This window comes from Olsenella sp. CU969, assembly GCF_905219715.1.
GTDB lineage: Bacteria > Actinomycetota > Coriobacteriia > Coriobacteriales > Atopobiaceae > Granulimonas > Granulimonas faecalis.
This window is the reverse complement of record NZ_CAJMXC010000028.1, coordinates 1-19,254: the sequence shown is the minus strand read 5'-3', so window position 1 is coordinate 19,254 and position 19,254 is coordinate 1. Positions and strand designations below refer to the sequence as shown.

General features: G+C 69.9%; 18 protein-coding genes and 1 tRNA gene. 9 read left to right on the top strand and 10 right to left on the bottom strand.

Translation table 11 applies throughout. The annotated features are described in order from the left end of the window. From JX283_RS04565 to JX283_RS04520, 10 genes are all read right to left on the bottom strand, one after another. The coding region (locus tag JX283_RS04565; protein WP_204829530.1) for a single-stranded DNA-binding protein at window positions 1–258 on the bottom strand (258 nt) is incomplete at its 3' end. Further along, the gene (locus tag JX283_RS04560) at window positions 255–578 is read right to left on the bottom strand and encodes an SANT/Myb-like DNA-binding domain-containing protein (protein WP_135978993.1); all 324 of its coding nucleotides are present in this window, start codon (window positions 576–578) and stop codon (window positions 255–257) included. The genes JX283_RS04560 and JX283_RS04565, both read right to left, overlap by 4 nt. Further along, the gene (locus JX283_RS04555) at window positions 575–811 is read right to left on the bottom strand and encodes a hypothetical protein (RefSeq protein WP_135978994.1); all 237 of its coding nucleotides are present in this window, start codon (window positions 809–811) and stop codon (window positions 575–577) included. Before JX283_RS04555 ends, JX283_RS04560 begins: the two co-directional genes overlap by 4 nt. Beyond that, window positions 808–1,737 (bottom strand): DUF1351 domain-containing protein, encoded by a 930-nt coding sequence (locus JX283_RS04550; protein WP_204829529.1) that lies wholly within the window; start codon window positions 1,735–1,737, stop codon window positions 808–810. Before JX283_RS04550 ends, JX283_RS04555 begins: the two co-directional genes overlap by 4 nt. A gap of 925 nt (window positions 1,738–2,662) precedes the next feature. After that, the gene (locus tag JX283_RS04545) at window positions 2,663–2,833 is read right to left on the bottom strand and encodes a hypothetical protein (RefSeq protein WP_168354129.1); all 171 of its coding nucleotides are present in this window, start codon (window positions 2,831–2,833) and stop codon (window positions 2,663–2,665) included. Window positions 2,834–2,846: 13 nt separating this feature from the next. Continuing rightward, on the bottom strand, window positions 2,847–3,251 hold the full coding sequence (locus JX283_RS04540) for a RusA family crossover junction endodeoxyribonuclease (protein ID WP_168354130.1): 405 nt from the start codon (window positions 3,249–3,251) through the stop codon (window positions 2,847–2,849). After that, window positions 3,248–3,469 (bottom strand): helix-turn-helix transcriptional regulator, encoded by a 222-nt coding sequence (locus tag JX283_RS04535; RefSeq protein WP_204406058.1) that lies wholly within the window; start codon window positions 3,467–3,469, stop codon window positions 3,248–3,250. The genes JX283_RS04540 and JX283_RS04535 overlap by 4 nt, the downstream gene beginning before the upstream one ends. Before the next feature lie 458 nt (window positions 3,470–3,927). Then, window positions 3,928–4,692, bottom strand: coding sequence for a phage antirepressor KilAC domain-containing protein (locus tag JX283_RS04530; RefSeq protein WP_204829528.1), 765 nt, complete (start codon window positions 4,690–4,692; stop codon window positions 3,928–3,930). A gap of 13 nt (window positions 4,693–4,705) precedes the next feature. Continuing rightward, window positions 4,706–4,894 (bottom strand): hypothetical protein, encoded by a 189-nt coding sequence (locus JX283_RS04525; RefSeq protein ID WP_135977550.1) that lies wholly within the window; start codon window positions 4,892–4,894, stop codon window positions 4,706–4,708. Between the two features lie 445 nt (window positions 4,895–5,339). Continuing rightward, window positions 5,340–5,573: a helix-turn-helix domain-containing protein gene (locus tag JX283_RS04520; protein WP_168353986.1), complete on the bottom strand. Its 234-nt coding sequence runs from the start codon at window positions 5,571–5,573 to the stop codon at window positions 5,340–5,342. Between the two features lie 147 nt (window positions 5,574–5,720). On the opposite strand from JX283_RS04520, the gene JX283_RS04515 reads away from it, so the two are divergent. The 9 genes from JX283_RS04515 (at window position 5,721) to JX283_RS04470 (ending at window position 19,017) form a co-directional block, all read left to right on the top strand. Then, window positions 5,721–6,365 carry a LexA family transcriptional regulator gene (locus JX283_RS04515; RefSeq protein WP_204829527.1) on the top strand — a complete coding sequence of 215 codons (645 nt, stop codon included), beginning with the start codon at window positions 5,721–5,723 and terminating at the stop codon, window positions 6,363–6,365. A gap of 3,865 nt (window positions 6,366–10,230) precedes the next feature. Continuing rightward, window positions 10,231–11,577, top strand: coding sequence for an adenylosuccinate lyase (purB, locus tag JX283_RS04500; RefSeq protein WP_204829524.1), 1,347 nt, complete (start codon window positions 10,231–10,233; stop codon window positions 11,575–11,577). Between the two features lie 94 nt (window positions 11,578–11,671). Next, window positions 11,672–13,063, top strand: coding sequence for a Sapep family Mn(2+)-dependent dipeptidase (locus JX283_RS04495; RefSeq protein ID WP_204829523.1), 1,392 nt, complete (start codon window positions 11,672–11,674; stop codon window positions 13,061–13,063). 250 nt (window positions 13,064–13,313) lie between these two features. Next, window positions 13,314–13,574, top strand: a complete 261-nt coding sequence (locus JX283_RS04490) for a TIGR03905 family TSCPD domain-containing protein (RefSeq protein ID WP_204829522.1) — start codon at window positions 13,314–13,316, stop codon at window positions 13,572–13,574. Window positions 13,575–13,577: 3 nt separating this feature from the next. Next, window positions 13,578–14,954, top strand: coding sequence for a Tat pathway signal protein (locus JX283_RS08810; protein WP_370583410.1), 1,377 nt, complete (start codon window positions 13,578–13,580; stop codon window positions 14,952–14,954). Window positions 14,955–15,102: 148 nt separating this feature from the next. Further along, entirely contained in the window at window positions 15,103–15,822 is a 720-nt protein-coding gene (locus tag JX283_RS04485) for a response regulator transcription factor (RefSeq protein ID WP_204829521.1), read from the top strand. Window positions 15,823–15,825: 3 nt separating this feature from the next. Beyond that, window positions 15,826–17,355 carry a HAMP domain-containing sensor histidine kinase gene (locus tag JX283_RS04480; protein WP_204829520.1) on the top strand — a complete coding sequence of 510 codons (1,530 nt, stop codon included), beginning with the start codon at window positions 15,826–15,828 and terminating at the stop codon, window positions 17,353–17,355. A 75-nt stretch (window positions 17,356–17,430) separates the two neighbouring features. Continuing rightward, window positions 17,431–18,327 (top strand): phosphoribosylaminoimidazolesuccinocarboxamide synthase, encoded by an 897-nt coding sequence (locus JX283_RS04475; RefSeq protein WP_204829519.1) that lies wholly within the window; start codon window positions 17,431–17,433, stop codon window positions 18,325–18,327. 614 nt (window positions 18,328–18,941) lie between these two features. Beyond that, window positions 18,942–19,017 (top strand) — tRNA-Arg (locus JX283_RS04470). Window positions 19,018–19,254: the final 237 nt, after the last annotated feature.

Sequence of the window (19,254 nt, the reverse complement as noted above, 5' to 3'; positions counted from 1 at the left end):
CCACTGGCTCCAGCGGAGTCGGCCCTCGACGGCGACCTTGGTCCCCTTGGTGAGGAAACGGGAGATGGACTGGGCGCGGTTGCCGAACATGACGCAATCGATGTAGTTGGGGCGGTCCTCCCACTGGTCGGTCTGGGGGTTGCGCCAGCGGTCGTTGACCGCCACGCCCATGCGCAGGACCCGGGTGCCGCCCTGGGTCGCCTGCAGCTCAGGGTCGCGGGTCAGGTTGCCGGTGATGGTGACTCGGTTGATGCTCATGCGTCTCCTCTCGAGGCCGCGTCCCTCGCGGCCAGCTCTCGTATCCTGGCGGCCACCGTCACCGGAGGCCGCGCCATCCTCTCGGCGAGGAGCCCGAGGAGCCGCCTGAGCGCCTCGTCCTCCTCCGGCCTCCACCGGTCCCCGCGCCTCTCCGCCGCCCCGATGAGGCAGGCGCGCCTGGAGATGGCCCCGGGCGTGCGGTCCACCCCGGCGGCGAGCCATCCCGGCCACGACGGGCCGTGCTTGCGGTAGTGCTCGTAGAGGGCCGCGTCCTCCTCCGGGCTCCACGGCCTCGTGCCGCCGAGCCTCGGGGCGCTCACGCGACGCCCCTCATGCCGCACCGGGCCGCCCGGACGCGGAGCTCGGAGGCCCGGTGGTGGAGGTCCGCCGCGGCGTCCTCCAGCGCGTGCACGTCCTCCATGGACAGGCCGGCGCCGTCCTCCACGGCCCAGGCCCTGCCGTCCACGTCCTCGGAGACGCGGCGCAGGTCGTCGGCCAGGAACATGAAGCCCGCCACCACCTCGCCGTAGGTGGGGGCCGTCCGCCCGCTCACGACGCCGCCCCCTCGCGGCGGATGGAGCCGTGGAGCCCCATGGCGCGCATGGCCTCCACGAGGGCCAGCACCTCGGAGCGGGTGGCCCCCGTGACGGTCAGGTGCCAGTCGCCCCGGGGCTCCTCGGGGGCAGGGGCCGGCTCGCCGGCCATGCGGGCGTAGTCCTCGGGGCCAGGGCGCCAGGTGGCCGGGGCGGTGGCGGGCTCCGGCGCCTGCTCCGGCTCGGGGACGGGTCCGGGCTCCGGGAGCGGCTCGGGGGCCACGGCCGCGGCCATCTCGGCGATGCGGGCCTTGGCGTCGGCGGCGTCGCGCCCCGCGGCGATGGCGGCGGCCACGTCCAGCNTCTCGAAGTAGGCGCGCTCGGCGTCGGGCAGGGCGTCGCCGAGGCCGGCGGCCTTCAGGGCCTCCCAGCCGTCGGCCACCTTGGCCACCTTGGCGGCCATCTCCTCCTGGGCCTTGGGCAGGCTGCAGGAGCGCCGGAGCCACCGCTCGCCGTCCATGAGGCGGGGGAGGGGCACCACCGGGGCCAGCAGATCGGCGCCCTCCGCGTAGAAGGCCTCGAGCTCGGCCGTGCGCCGGGCGCGCCACGCCNCGTCGGCCTCGGCTATGGGCTCTCCCAGGCGCTTGGCGGCGTCGGTGGCCNTCCGCTCGATGGCCTTGCAGCGGTCCTCGAAGGCCTTGAAGGGGCGCATGTAGTCGCGCTTCACGCGGTTGCGCTCCTGGGAGACGGCCTTGGCCATGCGGTTGAGCTGGGCGCGGGCGCCCTTGGCCCAGCGGTAGTTGTCGGGGTCTGTGCAGTCCAGCCCATCGGCGGAGAGCTCCTCCACCGCGCCTGTGACGTAGGCCTCCAGGGCGTCGAGGTTGGCCTCGAGGCTGGCGGGCACCAGCTCCACGGCGACCTCGGGGGCCTCGGTTCCTCGTGACATGTCGGGTATCCTCTCGTCGGGGTCTCGGGGCCGGGCGTGCGTGCGCCCGGCCCCCTCTCGTGTCGGCCGCTAGAACTCGATCTCGTCGGGCTCCTCGGCGGCCTGCGCCGCCGGGGCGGCGCCCATGCCCTCGAGCGTCTCGGCCACCTTGGCCGCATAGGCGTCCCAGTCGCCCAGGTGGTCCCTCGGGTCGCCGTGGGCCGCCATCAGCTCCCGGGCCACGGTCTCCTCGTCCTTGTCGAGGGCTGTTGCCAGGCGCTTGGCGGCGTCGCGCATGAAGGCGGCCTGCTCGGGGGAGAGCCGCGCGGTGGCGGCCTGCGGCTCGGGCTGCGTCGACGCCTGCGGCTCGGGGGCCGGCGTCGCGTCCACGACGGTCACGGGGGCCGCCTCCCGGGGCGCCGGGTCCATGTCGTGCATCTCGTCGGGCGTGTAGGCGACCCCGTAGAGCGCCTCGGGGCAGGCCTCCCGGGCCGCCGCCGTGATGGCGCGCCANGTGAGCATGGTCATGGGCTGCCTGACGTAGTTCTCCTTGGCGGCNAGGCCCATGGCCTCGGCCCACGCCCGGTCCCGGGTCACGGAGATGGGGTAGTCCGGGTCGTCGCAGCGCACCACCGTGGCCGTGACGCTCTGGGCCGCCTCGTCCTTGGCGATGCGGAGCTTGTGGCCGGCCTTGCGGACCTGGGCGGCGATGAGCTCGGCCGACGCCGTGGGCTTGCCCTGGATGACGTTGATGCGGTAGAGGCTCTCGGCCGGGGACAGGCCCATGGAGGTGCCGAGGCCCACGGCGATGAGGACGTTGGCGGGCGAGTTGCGGTAGGCGGTGGGCACCAGGCTCCCCTGGGCCACGGTGTTGGCGAAGTTCCACTGGTCGGCCATGGTCAGGGCCTGGGGCGCGGCGGGCGCCGCGAGCTGGGTGGCCGCCACGTCACTCACCGTCCTCGGGGCTCGCGTTGTCGTCGGCGTAGAAGAACCTGGCGCGCTCCCTCTCGGCGCGCTCGGCCCTCTCCTCGGCGTGCGTGCGCAGGGCGTCGTCCACCAGGGCGATGTCTGCCAGGGCGCGCAGCGCCATGCAGAGCTTCCGCTCGTGTTCGGTCATGTCGGTTCCTTTCTCAGAGCTTGTCGACCTTGATGTGCAGGAGCCCGCCGTCCCGGCGGGTCCTGTCGTGCTTGTGGACGAGCAGCCACGTCACCTGGGCGTCGTCGCGGTAGGCGAGCCCGCCGAGGGCGTCCAGCACCGCCTTGGCCACGTTGTCGGCGTCCGGCTTCACGCAGTCGGGCTCGGACAGCACCCGCTTGGGGCGGCTTGCCGGGAGCGGCCGGTAGATGTGGACCTCCACGGCCACGGGCCCGAGCGGCACAAGGCACGCGTCGCCGTGGGCGGCGGCCCAGGCCGAGCGCACGCGGTCCTCGGCCAGGCGCGTCCGGCGGGGCGTGAAGGTCCTGCCGCTCCGCCCGTCGCGCCCGGCGCGCTGCCAGCCCACCACCTCGCCCGGCACGTCCGCCTCCCAGCTCACGGGGCCACCCCCAGGAGCTCGTCCGGGCCCACGGCGAGCCAGCTGCAGAGGTGGGCGAGGTAGTGGACCGTCGGGAAGCTCTCGGAGCGGATCCAGCGGCCCACGGTGGATCGGGCGATGTCCAGGGCGTCGGCGGCGTCCGATGCGGTGAGGCCGCGCTCGTCGAGGGCGCGCTCGAGGTTCGCCCCCAGCCACTCGGCGCTGTAGAGCGGGCCCATCACAGGTCCCACCCGTCGGCGCGGGCGTGGGCCAGGCACACGTCGGCGNTGATGGCGGNGCNCGTCTCGGCGGGGCGGGCGTTGGCCGCCTGGAGCCCCCACACGAGGGCGAGCCACGCGGCCCAGAGGACCGNCANCCAGATCAGGACGCGCAGCTCGGTCGGCACGGGCGAGGGGGCCGGCCTGCGGCGCCNGCGGGCNGCCATCAGGCCACCACCCGGGGCGTGGCGGGGTGGCTGCGCAGCCACGNGTCGAGGTCNTCGANGTGGACGAGGCGCCGGGCGCTGTTGGCCACGTGCTTGGTCGGGTCCACGGCCTCCGACGCCGGGAGGTACGCGGGGATCTGCCCGTCGGAGATGAGGAGGCAGAGGGTCTCGTTGGAGCACCGCATGTAGCGCGCCGCCTCGTCGACGTGGAGCCAGTCGCGGCGCAGCGGCGGGAGCTTGGCGTGTCCCACGTCACTCACNCCCGCCGGCGCGGCAGTAGCGCCCCATGAGGACCCTCTGGCCCTTGCCGGTCACCTTGGGCGTGCGGCTGACGGTCACGTGGNCGTCGGAGNGGGTGACGGCCGTCTCCTTGATGCGGAACAGGCCCTGCTCCATGGCGCGCTGGGTGGGGACGTTGCGGTTGGAGCCGCTCCTGCCGAGGTAGCCGTCCTCGCGCAGCCACGCGAACAGGCGGTTCTGGCCCACCTCCACGCCGTTCTGGCGCATCATCTTGGCCAGCTCGCCCACCAGGCACGTGCCGTCGGAGGCGGCCACGGCGTCGGCGAAGAGGGCCTTGGGCTCCAGCTCGGCNATGCGGGCGTCCTTCTCGCGCATGGCCTCGTCGGCCACGATCAGGGCGCGGGCCAGCAGCTGCTCGCGGGTCTCGCCGGGGCGGGCCGCCATGTAGCCGCCGTTGCGGCGGATGGCGGGGAGGACGTCGTGGGTGACCCAGCGGCGGAACGCCTTGGCCTCGGGCTTGCGGGACTTGAGGACGAGGGTGTACAGGCCGGGCTCGGAGACGATGAGCGGTGCGCGTCCACCGGCAACCCCAATAGTGTTGGGGTTGGTCTCCTTGACCTCATCTTCTTCGAGGATGCCTCGAACGGTATCGGTGCGAATGCCGAGCGCGTCGCACACGTCCCTGGCGACGAACCACGGCTCGCCGGTCTCGTCGACCACGGTGCGGACGGTGACTCCGAGGGCGTCGTTGGAGTAGGTCTGGATGTCGTTGGGCATCGGGTGCCTCCTTTCAGCGGTAGAGTGGGATGAGGCGCAGGACCGCGAGGGCCACTGCGACGGTGGCGGCGCACAGCAGGACGACCAGCGGTGTCGCGCAGGCGTAGAAGGCGGCCGCGTAGACGGCGTTGGTCCGGGAGCGCCCCCGGTTGAAGGCTGAGAGGCTCTTATGGACAAAGTCCCGGCATACCTCGTCGCTCACTTCATCAAGGTCCGAAACCACATGGACGGCGATGACGCGGTCGACGAGGGGTGGCTGCNGTCCCGCTTCACCTCGCGCTCCCCCCAGCGGGCCATGGAGCTCGCGCTCGTGCTGGAGGAGCTTGCCGACCTCCACCTGGTCGGCTTCGCGACTGAAAAGGAAGAGCTCGTATACATCGGGGGCGACTTCTGCCCAGACCCTCCTGACCAGTGGCGTTCCGTCATCGGAGCAGAGAGTGTCATGCGGCCACGGGAGGTCGTCCTCTTNCCGCGCGGCCGGTGGCTGTGGACGGAGTTCCTCTTCGACGGCCTTGCATGGGCCGCCGCAGCCGCCGTGGGCGCGGTCATCGGCACGCTGGCGACGGGCGCCCTGGCCGGAGCCGCCGTCGGGTGACCCGTCGATTGACGGGCAGCGCGCTTTCTCGTCGCTCATCTGGTACCTCCTCTCATCGGGCGGTGGGTGTCGGGGTGGTTCCGGTACGTTCCTCGGTCATGTCGAGCAGGTAATCAGGGGTGCACCCGAAGTGGCGCGCCATGAGCACAAGGCGCTCTCCAGATGGGGCCATCTCTCCCGACTCCCACTTGCGAACCGATGAGACGGTCACGCCAGCAACCCTGGCGACGTCTTCCACCGACTCGCCGATTCGCACGCGCTCGCTGGCGATGTTGTTATGGCGCAAGCGCCTCACCTCCTACTACTTGAGGTTTCTGTATCCGGATACAGACGTTTTCTGTACCTGACGCCAAAGACGATACAGAGGAATTCTGTTTGAGTCAAGCAGTTTTCTGTGAGATTCTTACAGGCATAGTCTGTAGAAGGAGCCACCATGCCGAAGACCGAGCTAGCCCAGCGAATCACGGATGCCAGGACAAAGGCCGGGCTTACCCAACAGCAGGTCGCCGAAGCCCTCGGGATGACCCAGCAGTCCTATCAGTACTACGAGTCGAGGGCCAAGGACATCAAGGGAGACGTCATCAGGACGCTCTGCAGTGTGTTCGGCGTGTCGGCCTCGTATCTCCTTGGCATGAGCGATGAGATGGGTGGGGCCGTTCCCTTCCATCCTTGCCGTCGCGCCCCCATTGTCGGGCGTATAGCCGCCGGCGACCCANGGGAGGCCATCGAGCAGGCCNACGAGTCCCAGATAGTGTTCAACCCCGATGCGAGCGACGATAGCTTCTACCTCGTGTGCGCCGGAGACTCGATGAACAACGTGGTGCCCGAGGGGATGCTGGTGCTCGTCGACCCGGCCAAGGAGACGAGGAGCGGCGACGTGGCCGCCGTCATGGTCAACGGGGACGACGCGACGCTCAAGCGCGTCTACTTCGCCGGCGACACCATCGTCCTGCACCCGGAGTCGAGCAACCCCGTGCACCGGGACCGAACCATCGACGCCACCGACCNCGACGCCCCAAGCTTCCGGGTTATCGGCCCTGTCATCGGCCTCTGCACCCAGCCGGGCNGGCGGGCGTGAACNAACGGGACAGGAAGGAGGCGCGCCATGGCCAGGCGCAAGGTCGGGACCCTCACGTGGTCTGCCGACGGGTCGAGAGTGAAGATCCAGGTGATGAGGGGTTACCGCTCCGACGGGAGCCGCCGGGTGCTNACCCGCACCCTGCACGACGTGTCGGCCGACGAGGCGGAGGCCGAGGCCGTGCGCATGGCGGCGGAGCTCGGGGCGTCGGACCTCGCCGGCGACTCGATGACGCTGGCCGAGTTCTACAGGGGCGTCTTCCGGGACTCCCCGAGCAACCGGGNCCGCCCCAGGACCAAGGGCACGCTCCGCGGCTACGACTACGCCATGGACCACTATGTGCTCCCGACCCTCGGAGACGTCGCCGTCGGGCGTGTCACCCACGACCAGGTGGCCGCCGTGATCAGGGCGGCTGCGAGCCCCAAGAACTGCAAGACGGTCCTCAGGGCCGTCCTCATGGCCGCCTATGACATGGGATATGTCGCCGAGAGGCCGCTGCAGCGCCGCGTGCCCACGCCCCGGGCCCGTGCCGAGCAGGTGCAGCCGTGGGACCGCCTGGAGGTGGCCTCCGCCCTCAAGGCCGCGGAGGGCTGGCGCCCCGAGCTCCGGGCCTACCTCGCCCTCGGGCTCTCGGGCCTTCGCAAGAGCGAGGCCATGGCCGTGCGCCCCTGCGACCTGTCGCTTACGAAGCTCTTCGACTTCGCCACCGGCGCCGAGACCGAGTCCATGACCGTCACCGTCCGGCGTACCTACACGGAGGCCGACGGGGTGAGGGAGGACACGAAAAACGACCGCTCCGCCCGCGCGGTCCCGGTGTTCGCCCCGTGCCGGGGAATGCTGGCGGGTGTGGCCGTGGGGGTACCGGCCGACGAGCGGCTCGTGTCCCTCCCTGTGGGCGGGTTCAACAAGGCGTGGCGGGAGGCGCTCTCCGCCTCGGGGCTGCGTTACGTGCCGCCGGGGACCCTGCGCCACACGAGCGACACCATCGCCCTGGACGCCGGCGTCGCCCCCGACCNNGTGGACAAGATGCACGGCCGCTCGGAGCACACGAGCACCTACCGCAACTACTACCGCCCGGCCCTCGGCGCGATGGAGGAGGCAGCCCGCAAGGTGGGGGAGACCATCGGTTAACGTGCGGTGGAACGGGGTTGTACCGGCGAGGAACGCTAGGGAACGTATANGGCCACATNTATCCACTCATGTAGCATAGTGCCAGGTAGATGCCTTGCTAATGACTTCGACCCCTGCACTTTTAATCTCAAGGTCGTGGGTTCGAACCCCACAGGGCCCACCAGAGGCACAGACGCCCCCACCCGCCGACAGCCGGCGGGTGGGGGCGTTCCTTTTATATATAGTCGTGGACAATCAACGGAATCATNAGAGATGGGTGTTCCCATGGCAGGGTTCGAGTATCGCCANCGCGACGNGCNGTTCCGCGACTTCTTGGCTACGAACGTGGGTGAGGGGTTGCTCCCCAGGGGGGTGCGTGACAACGACGGCGCCTGCGCCGCCCTGGACCGCTGCATGGAGATCGTGGCCGNGGAGGCGCGGGACGGCTGGCGCCTCGTGCAGGTGATCCCCATGTTGAGCGAGCGCGTGGCCTACATGCAGGGGAGCGACCGGACCTGGGGCTACCGCGTGGTCCTGGAGCGCCCGGTGGGGGAGGAGTGACCATGGCCGTCATCACCACGTTCGACGTCGTCGACTGCAACCGCGCCCTTGCCGAGGCCGGCTTCTCCGGCTCGGTCCACCTTCACGACGCCTGCGGGGCTCAGTCCCTCTCCTGGGTCGAGTCCCTCGACTCCGGTCCTGAACCCGTGGGACCGTGGCTGGAGCTGTTCTTCGCGTCCCGCGGCGCGTCGGTGCGCGCCCTAGGGGGCCGGCGCCNCGTGGCGGGGTGCTGACGGNGNCCGCCGTGGTCCCAGGAGGGACCCATTGTGCCTCGTTATGGCAACCGGTGAACGTATCTATATAATTGTTAGTTGATGTTATGGCGTTACAGGTNCGGTCCTTTGTCACAACCGTCTTCACAACGGCGTCGNACCGAGGTATTGATTCTTTAAGTCTATATTTACAACAGCATGTGGATACTGGCGTTACGCAATGCATATCCTGTTCAGGTACGTTGTGTTACGGCGTGGATCCGATCCGGTCTTGGGTCACTTCCGTCACGGTATGGTGTCGCACAAAGAGGGTGGATAACACGCCTTAACGGCAACAGGATACGGTGGGCCGGCGGTGATACAATGACCGTCACGTTCGTCGCACCCTAAAAGGAGCAAGCCCTGTGGCCACCCTCAAAGAACTCGCAACCCGCTGCAACGTCTCCAAGATGACGGTCATCCGCACCATCGACAGCCTGGGCCTGCGCGGCGAGCACGTGGTCAANAAGGGCGAGCGCGGCATGCTCGACATCGACGACTACGCCGCCTCCCTCATCGCGGACACCCTGATGAAGCGCGCCGAGCCCCAGCCTGCCAAGNCCGAGGAGGCCCANCCGGCGGCCGCGGCGGACGCCGCGCCGCGGGAGAGCGAGACGGCCGAGGTCTACCGTTCGTGGATCGAGGACAGCCGCCGTGCCTACGAGGAGCGCATTGAGGGCCTCAAAGAGCAGCTCGTTGTCAAAGACGCCCAGATAGCCCAGCTCACGTCGCTGCTCGAGGCCCAGAACGCCTCCATCGAGAAGGAGAGGGACGAGGCCCGGGAGGCCTCCGCCGCCCTGCGCGACGCCCTGGTGCGGGCCAACTCTGCCACGGAGACCCTGGGCCGCATCAAGTCGGCCACGCTGCGCCAGAGGCTCTTCGGGTNCAGGGGGCTGCTGCCCTCGGGGGAGTGACCTAGTCGTCCACGGCCGAGAGGCCGACGCCGAAGAGGATCCCCAAGATCGTGGTGTAGACGATGCCGACGCCCGAGAGGCGGTAGTCGTTGAAGTCGACGCTCAGGGTCGTGTGGAGCTGGAGCACGTCGAGGATGTCTGAGACAAAGAGCGCCGCCATCACGGCCAGCGGCACCCAGAACAGGAGCTTGGGGAGCCACGAGGGGTAGCCGAAGGCGGCCAGGCCCCAGAGCCACGACACCACGAGCGAGGTGATGAGGAACGCCCCGAGCGGCACGCAGGTGGAGCGCGAGACGAAGGTCACCGCCGGGCCCATGGCCAGGATCCCCGCGTCGTTGGCCATCACGGCGAATGCCAGCTGGAACGAGAGCGTCATCCACAGCAGGCAGGCGAGCGTCGTCTGGATGAGCCTCCTCCTCGGCGCCTGCAGGGCCGGGCCGTCCTTGGCCCGGGTGCTCACGGGCATGGCGAAGCCCATGGCGAGGCCGAGGAGCACGATGAGCCACGCGCCGCGCCGCACTATGTCGCCGGAGAAGGCGTCGAGCTGCCGGGCGGNCNCTGTGGCGGGCAGCGCGATGGTGCCCATGATAGGGAAGGCCGCGATGAAGCACAGGAACCCGAAGGACGCCGCAGCCATGGCATAGCGGAGGCGCCGGGGCACGCAGATGTCGCGCATGATGACCACCACCATGCCGGCGACGCAAGGGACGGCGTAGGCCACCACCATGCAGGCCAGGGAGCAGGCCGAGACCTCGCCCGCCGTCGCGGCAGGGTTCGCCAAGGCGCAGGTGAGCACGACGAGGCTCACCACGACGGCCGCGCACAGCGCGATGCCGGCGTTGAGTATGGGCCTGCGCCCTGGGCGCGCGATGGCGCCGTTCATGTCGTCGTGGCCCATGCCCCCCCTTCCCGAGGTCCGCACAAGAATACACCGNNNCCCGACGNCCCGTGAATCCGCACGGCCGCGGTTCAGCCGGTAGAATCATCCCCAGTTAGCAGCCGGCCCCCGCCACCCGGAAAGGACTCCCCATGATCGACCGCTACACCCGCCCCGAGATGGGCCACATCTTCTCGCTCGAGAACAAGTACGCCATCTGGCAGGAGATCGAGGTGCTGGCGTGCGAGGCCCACGCCAAGCTGGGCGAGTCGGGCATCACCGAGGAGGAGGCCGCCTGGATCCGCGCCCATGCGGGCTTCGACGTGGACGAGGTGGACGCCATCGAGGCGGTCACCAACCACGACNTCATCGCCTTCCTCACCGACCTGGGCGAGCACATCGACGCCGAGGTCCCCGAGGGCGAGCCCAAACCCAGCCGCCACGTGCACTACGGCATGACCAGCTCCGACCTGGGCGACACCGCCCTCTGCCTTCAGCTGGTGCAGGCCACCGACATCATCGTCGACGACGTCCGGCGTCTCGGCGGCATCTGCCTGCGCCGTGCCTTCGAGGAGCGCGACACCCTCTGCGTGGGCCGCACCCACGGCATCCACGCCGNGCCCATGACCTTCGGCATGAAGTTCGGCAGCTGGGCGTGGGAGCTCCACCGGGACCTGCGGCGCCTCGAGGACGCCCGCGCCACCGTGGCCTGCGGCGCCATCAGCGGCGCGGTGGGCACCTACTCCTCCATCGACCCGGCCGTGGAGGCCTACGTCTGCGAGCACCTCGGCCTGAACGCCGACCCGCTGTCCACCCAGGTGATCAGCCGCGACCACCNCGCCTACCTCGCCGGTGTCCTCGCCACGACGGCGGCCACCTGCGAGCGCATCGCCACCGAGATCCGTAACCTGCAGAAGACCGACACCCTCGAGGCCGAGGAGCCCTTCCGCGCCGGNCNGAAGGGCAGNTNGNCCATGCCCCACANGCGCAACCCNATCACCGCCGAGAAGGTCTGCGGCCTGGCCCGCGTGGTCAAGGCCAACGCCCAGGTGGCCTTNGACAACGTGGCCCTCTGGCACGAGCGCGACATCTCGCACTCCTCGNCCGAGCGCGTGGCCATGGCCGACTCCTTCATCGCCCTCGACCACATGCTCCACTGCCTCATCCGCATCGTGGACGGCCTCGTGCTCTACCCGGCCCAGATGCTCGCCAACCTCAACAAGACCCGCGGCCTCATCTTCTCGTCCAAGGTGCTGCTCGCCCTGGTGGACGAGGGCCTGAGCCGCGAGGACGCCTACGCCGTGGTGCAGGAGAACGCCATGGCCACCTGGCGCGAGATCCAGGCGGGCGAGCCCGGCACCACCTTCCGCGAGAAGCTCGCCGCCGACCCACGGGTGTCCCTCTCCGGGGAGGCGCTCGACGCCATCTTCGACCCGCGTTCCTTCCTCACCCGTGTGGACGCGGTCTTCGACCGCCTGGGGGAGCTCTCCTTCGAGTAGGCCGTCCTGTCCGCCCTTTTTCGGTCCCCACGTTTCAGCATGGGGCTCAATGGGCACGAAGACCCCCANGGAACCCAGGAGAGGGGANGCGGGCATGGCTGTTTCGAAGGAGATCTCGGAGTTCGTCGACGAGGTGTGGCCGAGCGTCAAGAAGGACATCGCGGCCCTGGTGGCGGTGGACTCCGTGGAGGACCTCGCCGCGGCGGCGCCCGGCGCGCCCTGGGGCCCCGGCCCCCGCGCGGCGATGGACGAGGCACTCGACCAGGCCCGGCGTCACGGGCTCGAGACCTGCGACATCGACGGGCGCATCGCCTATGCCGACCTCCCTGGCACCGGCGACGGCGTGCTGGCCACCATCGCCCACGTGGACGTGGTGCCCGCCGGCCCCGGCTGGGACTCCAACCCCTTCGAGCTGCGNNAGCGCGACGGCTACCTCGTGGGCCGCGGCGTCGTGGACGACAAGGGGCNCTTCGTGCTCACGCTCTGGGCGGCCGAGTACTTCCGTCGCGCCGGCAGGCCGCTGCCCCGCACGCTGCGCTGCATCGTGGGCGCCAACGAGGAGACCGGCATGAAGGACGTGGCGGCCTACCTCGAGCGCGAGGGCGAGCCGTGGTTCCTGTTCACCCCCGACGCCGAGTTCTGCGTGGGCTGCGGCGAGAAGGGCCACCTCACGGCCACGTTCCTCTCGGGCCCCGTGGCCGGCGCGCCCCTCGTCTCGGTGAGCGGCGGCACCGTGGCCAACGCCGTGCCCGGCACCGCCACGGCCGTGGTGGAGGCCCAGGCGGCGAGCCTGCCCGTGGCCGACGGCATCGAGGTCCGANACCTCGGCGGCGGCCTGGCCGAGCTGTCGGCCACCGGCGTGGGCGGCCACGCGTCGCTGCCCGACGGCACGGTCAACGCCATCGCCGTGCTCATCGGCTACATCGCGGACAACGGCCTGTACGACGCACGCACCCAGGGCGGCTACGTGTCGTTCGTGCAGGGGCTGCTCGCCTCCACCGATGGCTCCTCCGTGGGCCTTGCCTCCGCCGACGACAAGTTCGGCCCCCTCACCATGGTGGGCGGCGTGGCCCGCACCGTGGACGGCCGCTTCACCCAGACCGTGGACATCCGCTTCCCGACGTCGACGACCTCCGAGCACCTGCACGCGGTCCTCTTCCGGTTCGCCGAGGAGCACGGCATGCGCATGAGCGCACCCCACGTCATGGAGCCTTCCTACATCGAGCCGGACTNCCCGCAGGTGNTGGCGCTGGTCGACGCCTACGAGGGGGTGACCGGTCGGGAGGGTGACGCCTTCACCATGGGCGGCGGCACCTACGCGCGGCACTTCGCAAACGCGGTATCCTTCGGCCCGGAGGGCGGCGACCGCGCCGTGCCCGAGTGGGCCGGCTCCATGCACGGCCCCAACGAGGCGGNGAGCGCGGCGGCCCTNCGCGAGGCCCTGGCCGTGTACATCCAGGCGATCGAGAACCTGATGGCGCTGTAGGGGCGCTCGCTGCCGGGAGGGGGTGACAGGGGTGCCTGGCCTATCTGTCACTCACTATATTTCTCTATTTATGTCATCCGGCCCTCTGACGGGGCGCCCCCGGAAAATGGGACAGAAGTGTCCGACCAAAGGGACAGGGGGGTTGTGTCCCGTGATGATGGCGTGACAACCGTGCGCAGGGTCTGTGCATACAAGCTGAAAAAACCCGGGCCGTCGTATACTTCTCCCCTGACGAAAGGGTTCTAGCTTCATGACCACCCATGACTTTGCGCCGCGCGGGGTCTGCTCCCGCGCGATCCATATAGAGCTCGAGGACGACGGCCGCACCCTGCGCTCCGTGTCCTTTGAGGGCGGCTGCGACGGCAACCTCAAGGCCATCGGCACCCTGTGTGCCGGCCGCCCGGTCGACGAGATCGTGGCGCTCCTCGAGGGCAACACCTGCGGCCGCCGACCCACCTCCTGCGCCGACCAGCTCACCCGCGCCCNCCGGNCGGCCCAGGCGGAGGTGTAGCCCATGGCATCGACCCAGCGCCGGCCCACGCCGCGCCGGGCCGCCGGCCGGACCCGTCCGGCCCCGTCCGGCCGCACCAAGCCCAAGACCCCCAAGACCCGGGCCGCCGCCACCCGCACGGCCGCCGGTTACGCCGTGCCGCGCCCCAAGGGCGCCGACCGGCCAGCCATCGACCGCCGCACCCTCATCAAGGGCGGCGTGGGCATCNGCGCCGTGGCGGTCNTCGGCTCGGCCCTGAGCTCCATCCAGGGCTGCTCGTCCAAGGGTCAGGGAGACGCCCAGGCCCCCGACCCCGTGGTGGTCGACGAGGGCTCGGCCACGAGCGTCCTCGACTCCTACACCGCCGCCGACGCCGCCCCCGGCCTCGCCCAGACCGGCGNGTGGACGCTGCCCCTGGGCACCGTGCTCACGCCGTCGGAGGGGCAGTGGATCGCCTGCACGCTCACCGGCGAGAACGCCAACCCGCCCGTGAGCGCCGGCGCGTTCTCCCTGGCCTCCGGCACGGTCCAGGCCGTGGTGGAGCGGCCCCGCACCCAGGGCGCCACCTACGTGGTCTACGAGGCCCGCTGCTCCGACTCGGTCTACGCCTGGGTGGAGCTCGACACCGTCTCGGGCTCCTGGACCCTCTACGGCTCGGCCTTCTCGGGCGGCGCTCTCGCCGGTGAGCCCGTGGAGCTCTACTCGGCCGACACCGAGTGGGAGCCTCCCCTGGTGGCGTGCTCCGGCGACGCCGTCCTGTGGCTCGTCATGCCCGTGGCCTCCGGGTCGCAGTCCACCCAGGACTCCACCTGCCACATCTGGCGCGCCGGCCAGGCCGAGGGGTCTGTGGCGGTGACCTCCCACGGGCGCTTCGCCTGCGAGCCCACCGTTTCCGACGGCGTCGTCACCCTGGTGCCCCGCGTGCGCGAGGACGAGGGCGTCTATTACGGCATCACCGCCTACGACCTGGCGTCCGACCTCTCAAAGCAGGTGGACCAGCTCGTGTTGCCCCAGACCGTCAGGCCCTTCTCGGCCGTGCGCATGGGGGAGCGCTTTGTCTTCCAGATCGAGGCCAACTACCAGTCGGGCGGCCAACTGGGCAAGATGGGCACCTACGTGTCGCAGGGGGACGGCTCGTTCGTCTCCGTGGCCCGCGAGCCCCTGGCGGCGCCAGCCGGCAAGGGCGACANCGTGGTGGTGAAGGTGCGGGCCAGCTACGTGGTCGCCGACCTCGCCAACTCGACCTACGGCACCCTGGCCGCCGAGGACCGTGCCGTCGACTACGGCGAGTACCCGGCCCGCGTGGGAACGTGCGACACCTTCGTCACGTTCTGCACCGTCAAGGACCCCACCACCGGCTACCCCTCCGCGGTGTCGGTCCGGGCCTTCTCCGTGGCCTAGGCGGGGCGGTCCCTTTCANCCTTNTCACCCATNCCCCCTTNNGNATGGAAATTNCCTGGCTGGGGTAGACTGGTATTTGTTCAGTTATATGGAACGGCCCGCGACACCGGGCCGTTGCACCGGTTTTTTGCGAGCAAGGGGGCCCTCCATGGCTTCAGACGCCAAGCGCATTCTGTTGGTTGAGGNNGAGAAGGTAATCCGCGACGCCGTGCAGGCGTACCTGGAGCGCGAGGGTTACTGGGTGCGCTCCGTGGGCGACGGCCAGTCGGCCGTGGAGGAGTTCGANAAGCNCACCTTCGACCTCATCATCCTCGACCTCATGCTCCCCAAGCTGTCCGGCGAGCGCGTTTGCCGCGCCATCCGCGACACCTCCGACGTGCCCATCATCATGCTCACCGCCAAGGGTGAGGTCGAGGACCGCATCATCGGCCTCGAGCTCGGCGCCGACGACTACCTCATCAAGCCTTTCTCGCCCCGCGAGCTCGNGGCCCGCGTCCGCGCCCTGCTGCGCCGCGCCCGCGTGGAAGCCGAGCCCCAGATCGAGGTCCTGGACTTCGGGGACCTGGTCATCGACATCTCCGGCCACAAGGTGATGGTGGNGGGCAAGGAGGTCGACCTCACGGCCTCCGAGTTCAAGCNNCTCACCACCCTCGCCCGCTACCCCGGCCGCGTGTACACCCGCATGGAGCTCGTGGAGAAGGTTCTCGGCTACGACTTCGAGGGCTACGAGCGCACCATCGACTCCCACGTGAAGAACCTTCGCGCCAAGCTGGGCGACGACCCCCGCAACCCCAAGTGGCTCTACACCGTCCACGGTGTGGGCTACCGCTTCGAGGCCCCGGAGAAGCCGGCGGAGGAGCAGAAGTAACCCATGGCCCGCGTCGACTCCCACAGCACCGCCCACGAAGGTCAGGGCGGCCAGGAGCACGCCGAGGGCCAGGGGGCCGCGTGGCAGACCGGTAGGGCGGACGTCGGGCGTGGGCCGAGCTTCTCGAGCCGGCTCATCCTCTCGTTCGCCCTCACGGCGGTCATGACGGCTGCTCTGCTCGTNGCGGNGCTCGNCNTGGTNTGGGAGGGGCAGTTCCNGAGCTACACCCGCNACAACATGGAGCGCATGGCCTCCAACACGGCCAGCATGCTGGCCCGTGCCTACAAGGCCGCCGACGGCTGGGGCGCCTCCACCAACCAGGTGGTGAGCGCCGCGAGCGCCCAGGCGTCCGACGTGGGCATCCAGGTCATCAACGCCAACGGCACGATCATCTACGACGACACATGGCCCGCCTCGGCCGTCGTCGGCGAGGACGGCGCGCCCTCCGTGTCGCTCGCGCCGGCCGCGCCGGAGTCTGCCGTCACGGCTCCCGTGGAGGTGGACGGCGGGCGCGTGGGCACCGTGCGCGTGTGGGCNTTCGGCTCGGACGCCCTGCTCACCAAGTCCGACGCCGCGTTCCGCAAGNACTCCTACGGGGCCATCGCGGCCGCGGCCTGTGCCGCCATGTTGCTCGCCTGCATCATGGGCGTGTTCATCTCGCACTCCCTCTCCAAACCCATCCGGCGCATCGCGCAGGCCGCCAAGGCCCTGCGCAACGGCGACCTNNCGGCCCGCTGCCGCGTGGACGGCGAGGACGAGATCGGCCGGTTGGGGGAGACCTTCGACGACATGGCCACGAGCCTCGAGCGCGACCTTACGATGGAGCACCGCCTCACCTCCGACGTGGCCCACGAGCTGCGTACGCCCCTCATGGCCATGCTCGTGAACGTGGAGGCCATGCAGGACGGCGTGCTGCCGGCCGACGACGAGCACCTGGCCCTCGTGGCCAGCGAGGTGCGCCGCCNGTCGCGCCTCGTGGACGCCATGCTGCGGCTCTCGCGCATCGAGAACGGGACCACGGCCGTCAAGCTGGANACCTGCGACATCGGCGCGCTGGTGGGTGCCATCGTGGAGAGCCAGGAGGGCCTGTTCCGCGACCAGGGGCTCGAGCTCACCTACATCGGCCGCGCCCCCTCAGACGAGCTGCGCTGTGCGGCTGACCCCGACATGATCAAGCAGGCCGTCATCAACCTCATGAGCAACGCCATGCGCTACACGCCCGAGGGCGGCCACGTGGTGGTGTCCGTGGGCCGCGAGGGCTCCGACATGGTCATCTCCGTGGCCGACACCGGCATAGGCATCGCAGAGGAGGACCTNCCCCGCGTCTTCTCNCGGTTCTGGCGCTCCGACGCCAGCCGTGAGCGCGTGAGCGGCGGCCTCGGCGTGGGCCTGTCCCTCGTGAAGGAGATCGTCTCCAAGCACAACGGCTTCGTGGAGGTGAAGTCGGAGCTCGGGCAGGGGACCGTGTTCATCATCCACATCCCAGCCGAGCAGCCCTCCCACCGCGTCCGCGGCCTCGGGTCTACGCATTAGGGTTCCTCTACAATGGAGGGTCAGTGCGTCCGAAGAGAGGGGCGCCGAGGCCCACAGACGGGGGAGAGGACCCATATGGAGACCATGGACAGGCGGCCGGACGGCTCGGGCAAGGTCCGCGACATCTACGACTGCGGCGACAACCTCCTCATGGTGGCGAGCGACCGCATCAGCGCCTACGACTTCGTGCTGCCCGCCGAGATCCCGTCCAAGGGCGAGGTCCTCANCCGCATCTCGGCGTTCTGGTTCGACCGCTTCGCCGACCTCGTGCCCAACCACATGGTCTCCATGGACGTGGCGGACTTCCCCGAGGAGTTCNCCCGGTGGGCCGACTACCTGGACGGCCGCGCCATGCTCGTGAGGAAGGCCCAGCCGCTGCCCGTGGAGTGCATCGTGCGCGGCTACCTCACCGGCTCCGGCAAGAAGACCTACGACGAGGACGGCACCGTGTGCGGCATCGCGNTGCCCGACGGCCTCCGGGAGGCCTCAAAGCTGCCCGAGCCCATCTTCACCCCCTCCACCAAGGCCGATTTGGGCGACCACGACGAGAACATCTCGTTCGAGCGCTGCGCCCAGATCGTGGGGCCCGAGGTGGCGGTCNGTCTGCGCAGCCTCTCCATAGCCTTGTACAAGGCGGCTTCCGAGTATGCCGCCGAGCGCGGTATCATCATCGCCGATACAAAATTCGAGTTCGGACTCATCGACGGCGAGATCGTCCTCATCGACGAGTGCCTCACCCCCGACTCCAGCCGCTTCTGGCCCGCCTCCACCTATGGGGAGGGCGAGGTCCAGCCCAGCTACGACAAGCAGTACGTGCGTGACTGGCTGCGGGCCAANTNGGACATGGAGGGGGAGCCGCCCCACCTTCCGGCCGACGTGGNCGAGGGCANGGNCGCGCNGTACCAGGAGGCGTACGAGATCGTCTGCGGGGAGCCGTTCNTTCCCGCAANGGAGCAGCATGTCTCAGCGTAACCCCAACAACGACCGCTCCCAGAAGCAGCGCACCGAGGGTGTCTCGGGCATGACGCGCAAGGGCGCCTCCCGGGCCAAGCCGGTGTCGCAGGCGGGCTCCACGGTGCAGGTCGTGGAGCGCCGGTCCAAGACCCGCTCCAAGGCCAACCCCGCCACCCTCTCCAAGGAGGAGAAGAAGGAGCTCAAGCGCCGCGAGCGCGACGAGCGCGACCGCGTGACGGTGGTCAGCAACATCCTGCAGCGCCAGGACCCGGCCTACGCTGGCCTGCGCCGTCTGTGGTGGATCCTCCTGGGCGCCGGCCTCGCCTTCACGGCCGTCTCCTGGATCTGCATGTTCATCGTTCCCGGCGCCTCCAGCGACCCGGGCACCCCCATGGGTATGGCCGCCATGGTCTGCATCATACTGGCGTACGTGTGNATCATCGGCGGCTTCATCTTCGACTGGGTGAAGGTGCGCCCCATCCGCCGCAAGATCGAGGCTACCGTGGCCGGCATGACCGAGAAGCGCATGCAGCAGATCGTGGACGACGACTTCCGTCGCGAGGAGGAGGCCCGTCTGGCCCGCGAGCNGCGCAAGCGGGGCACCAAGTAGGCTAGAATAGCCTTTGCACAACGCGCCTGTAGCTCAGGGGATAGAGCACCGCTCTCCTAAAGCGGGTGTCGACGGTTCGAATCCGCCCAGGCGCACCACGATAACCGCAGGCCGGGACCGCCAACGGGCGTCCCGGCCTTTTTGCTGCCGCGACCCGGCGGCCGGCCCCCTCTCCCGGCCGTCTCCCCTCGGCACCTGAACGCGTCCGAGGGCACCCCCATTCCCACCTGAACGCGGTTGAGGGCGGATTTGGCGCCCCTGAGTGCGTCTGAGGGCGGATTCCGGCTCGTTCGGCCGTCCGGAGTCGCCCTCAACCGCGTTCAGGTGCCGAGGAG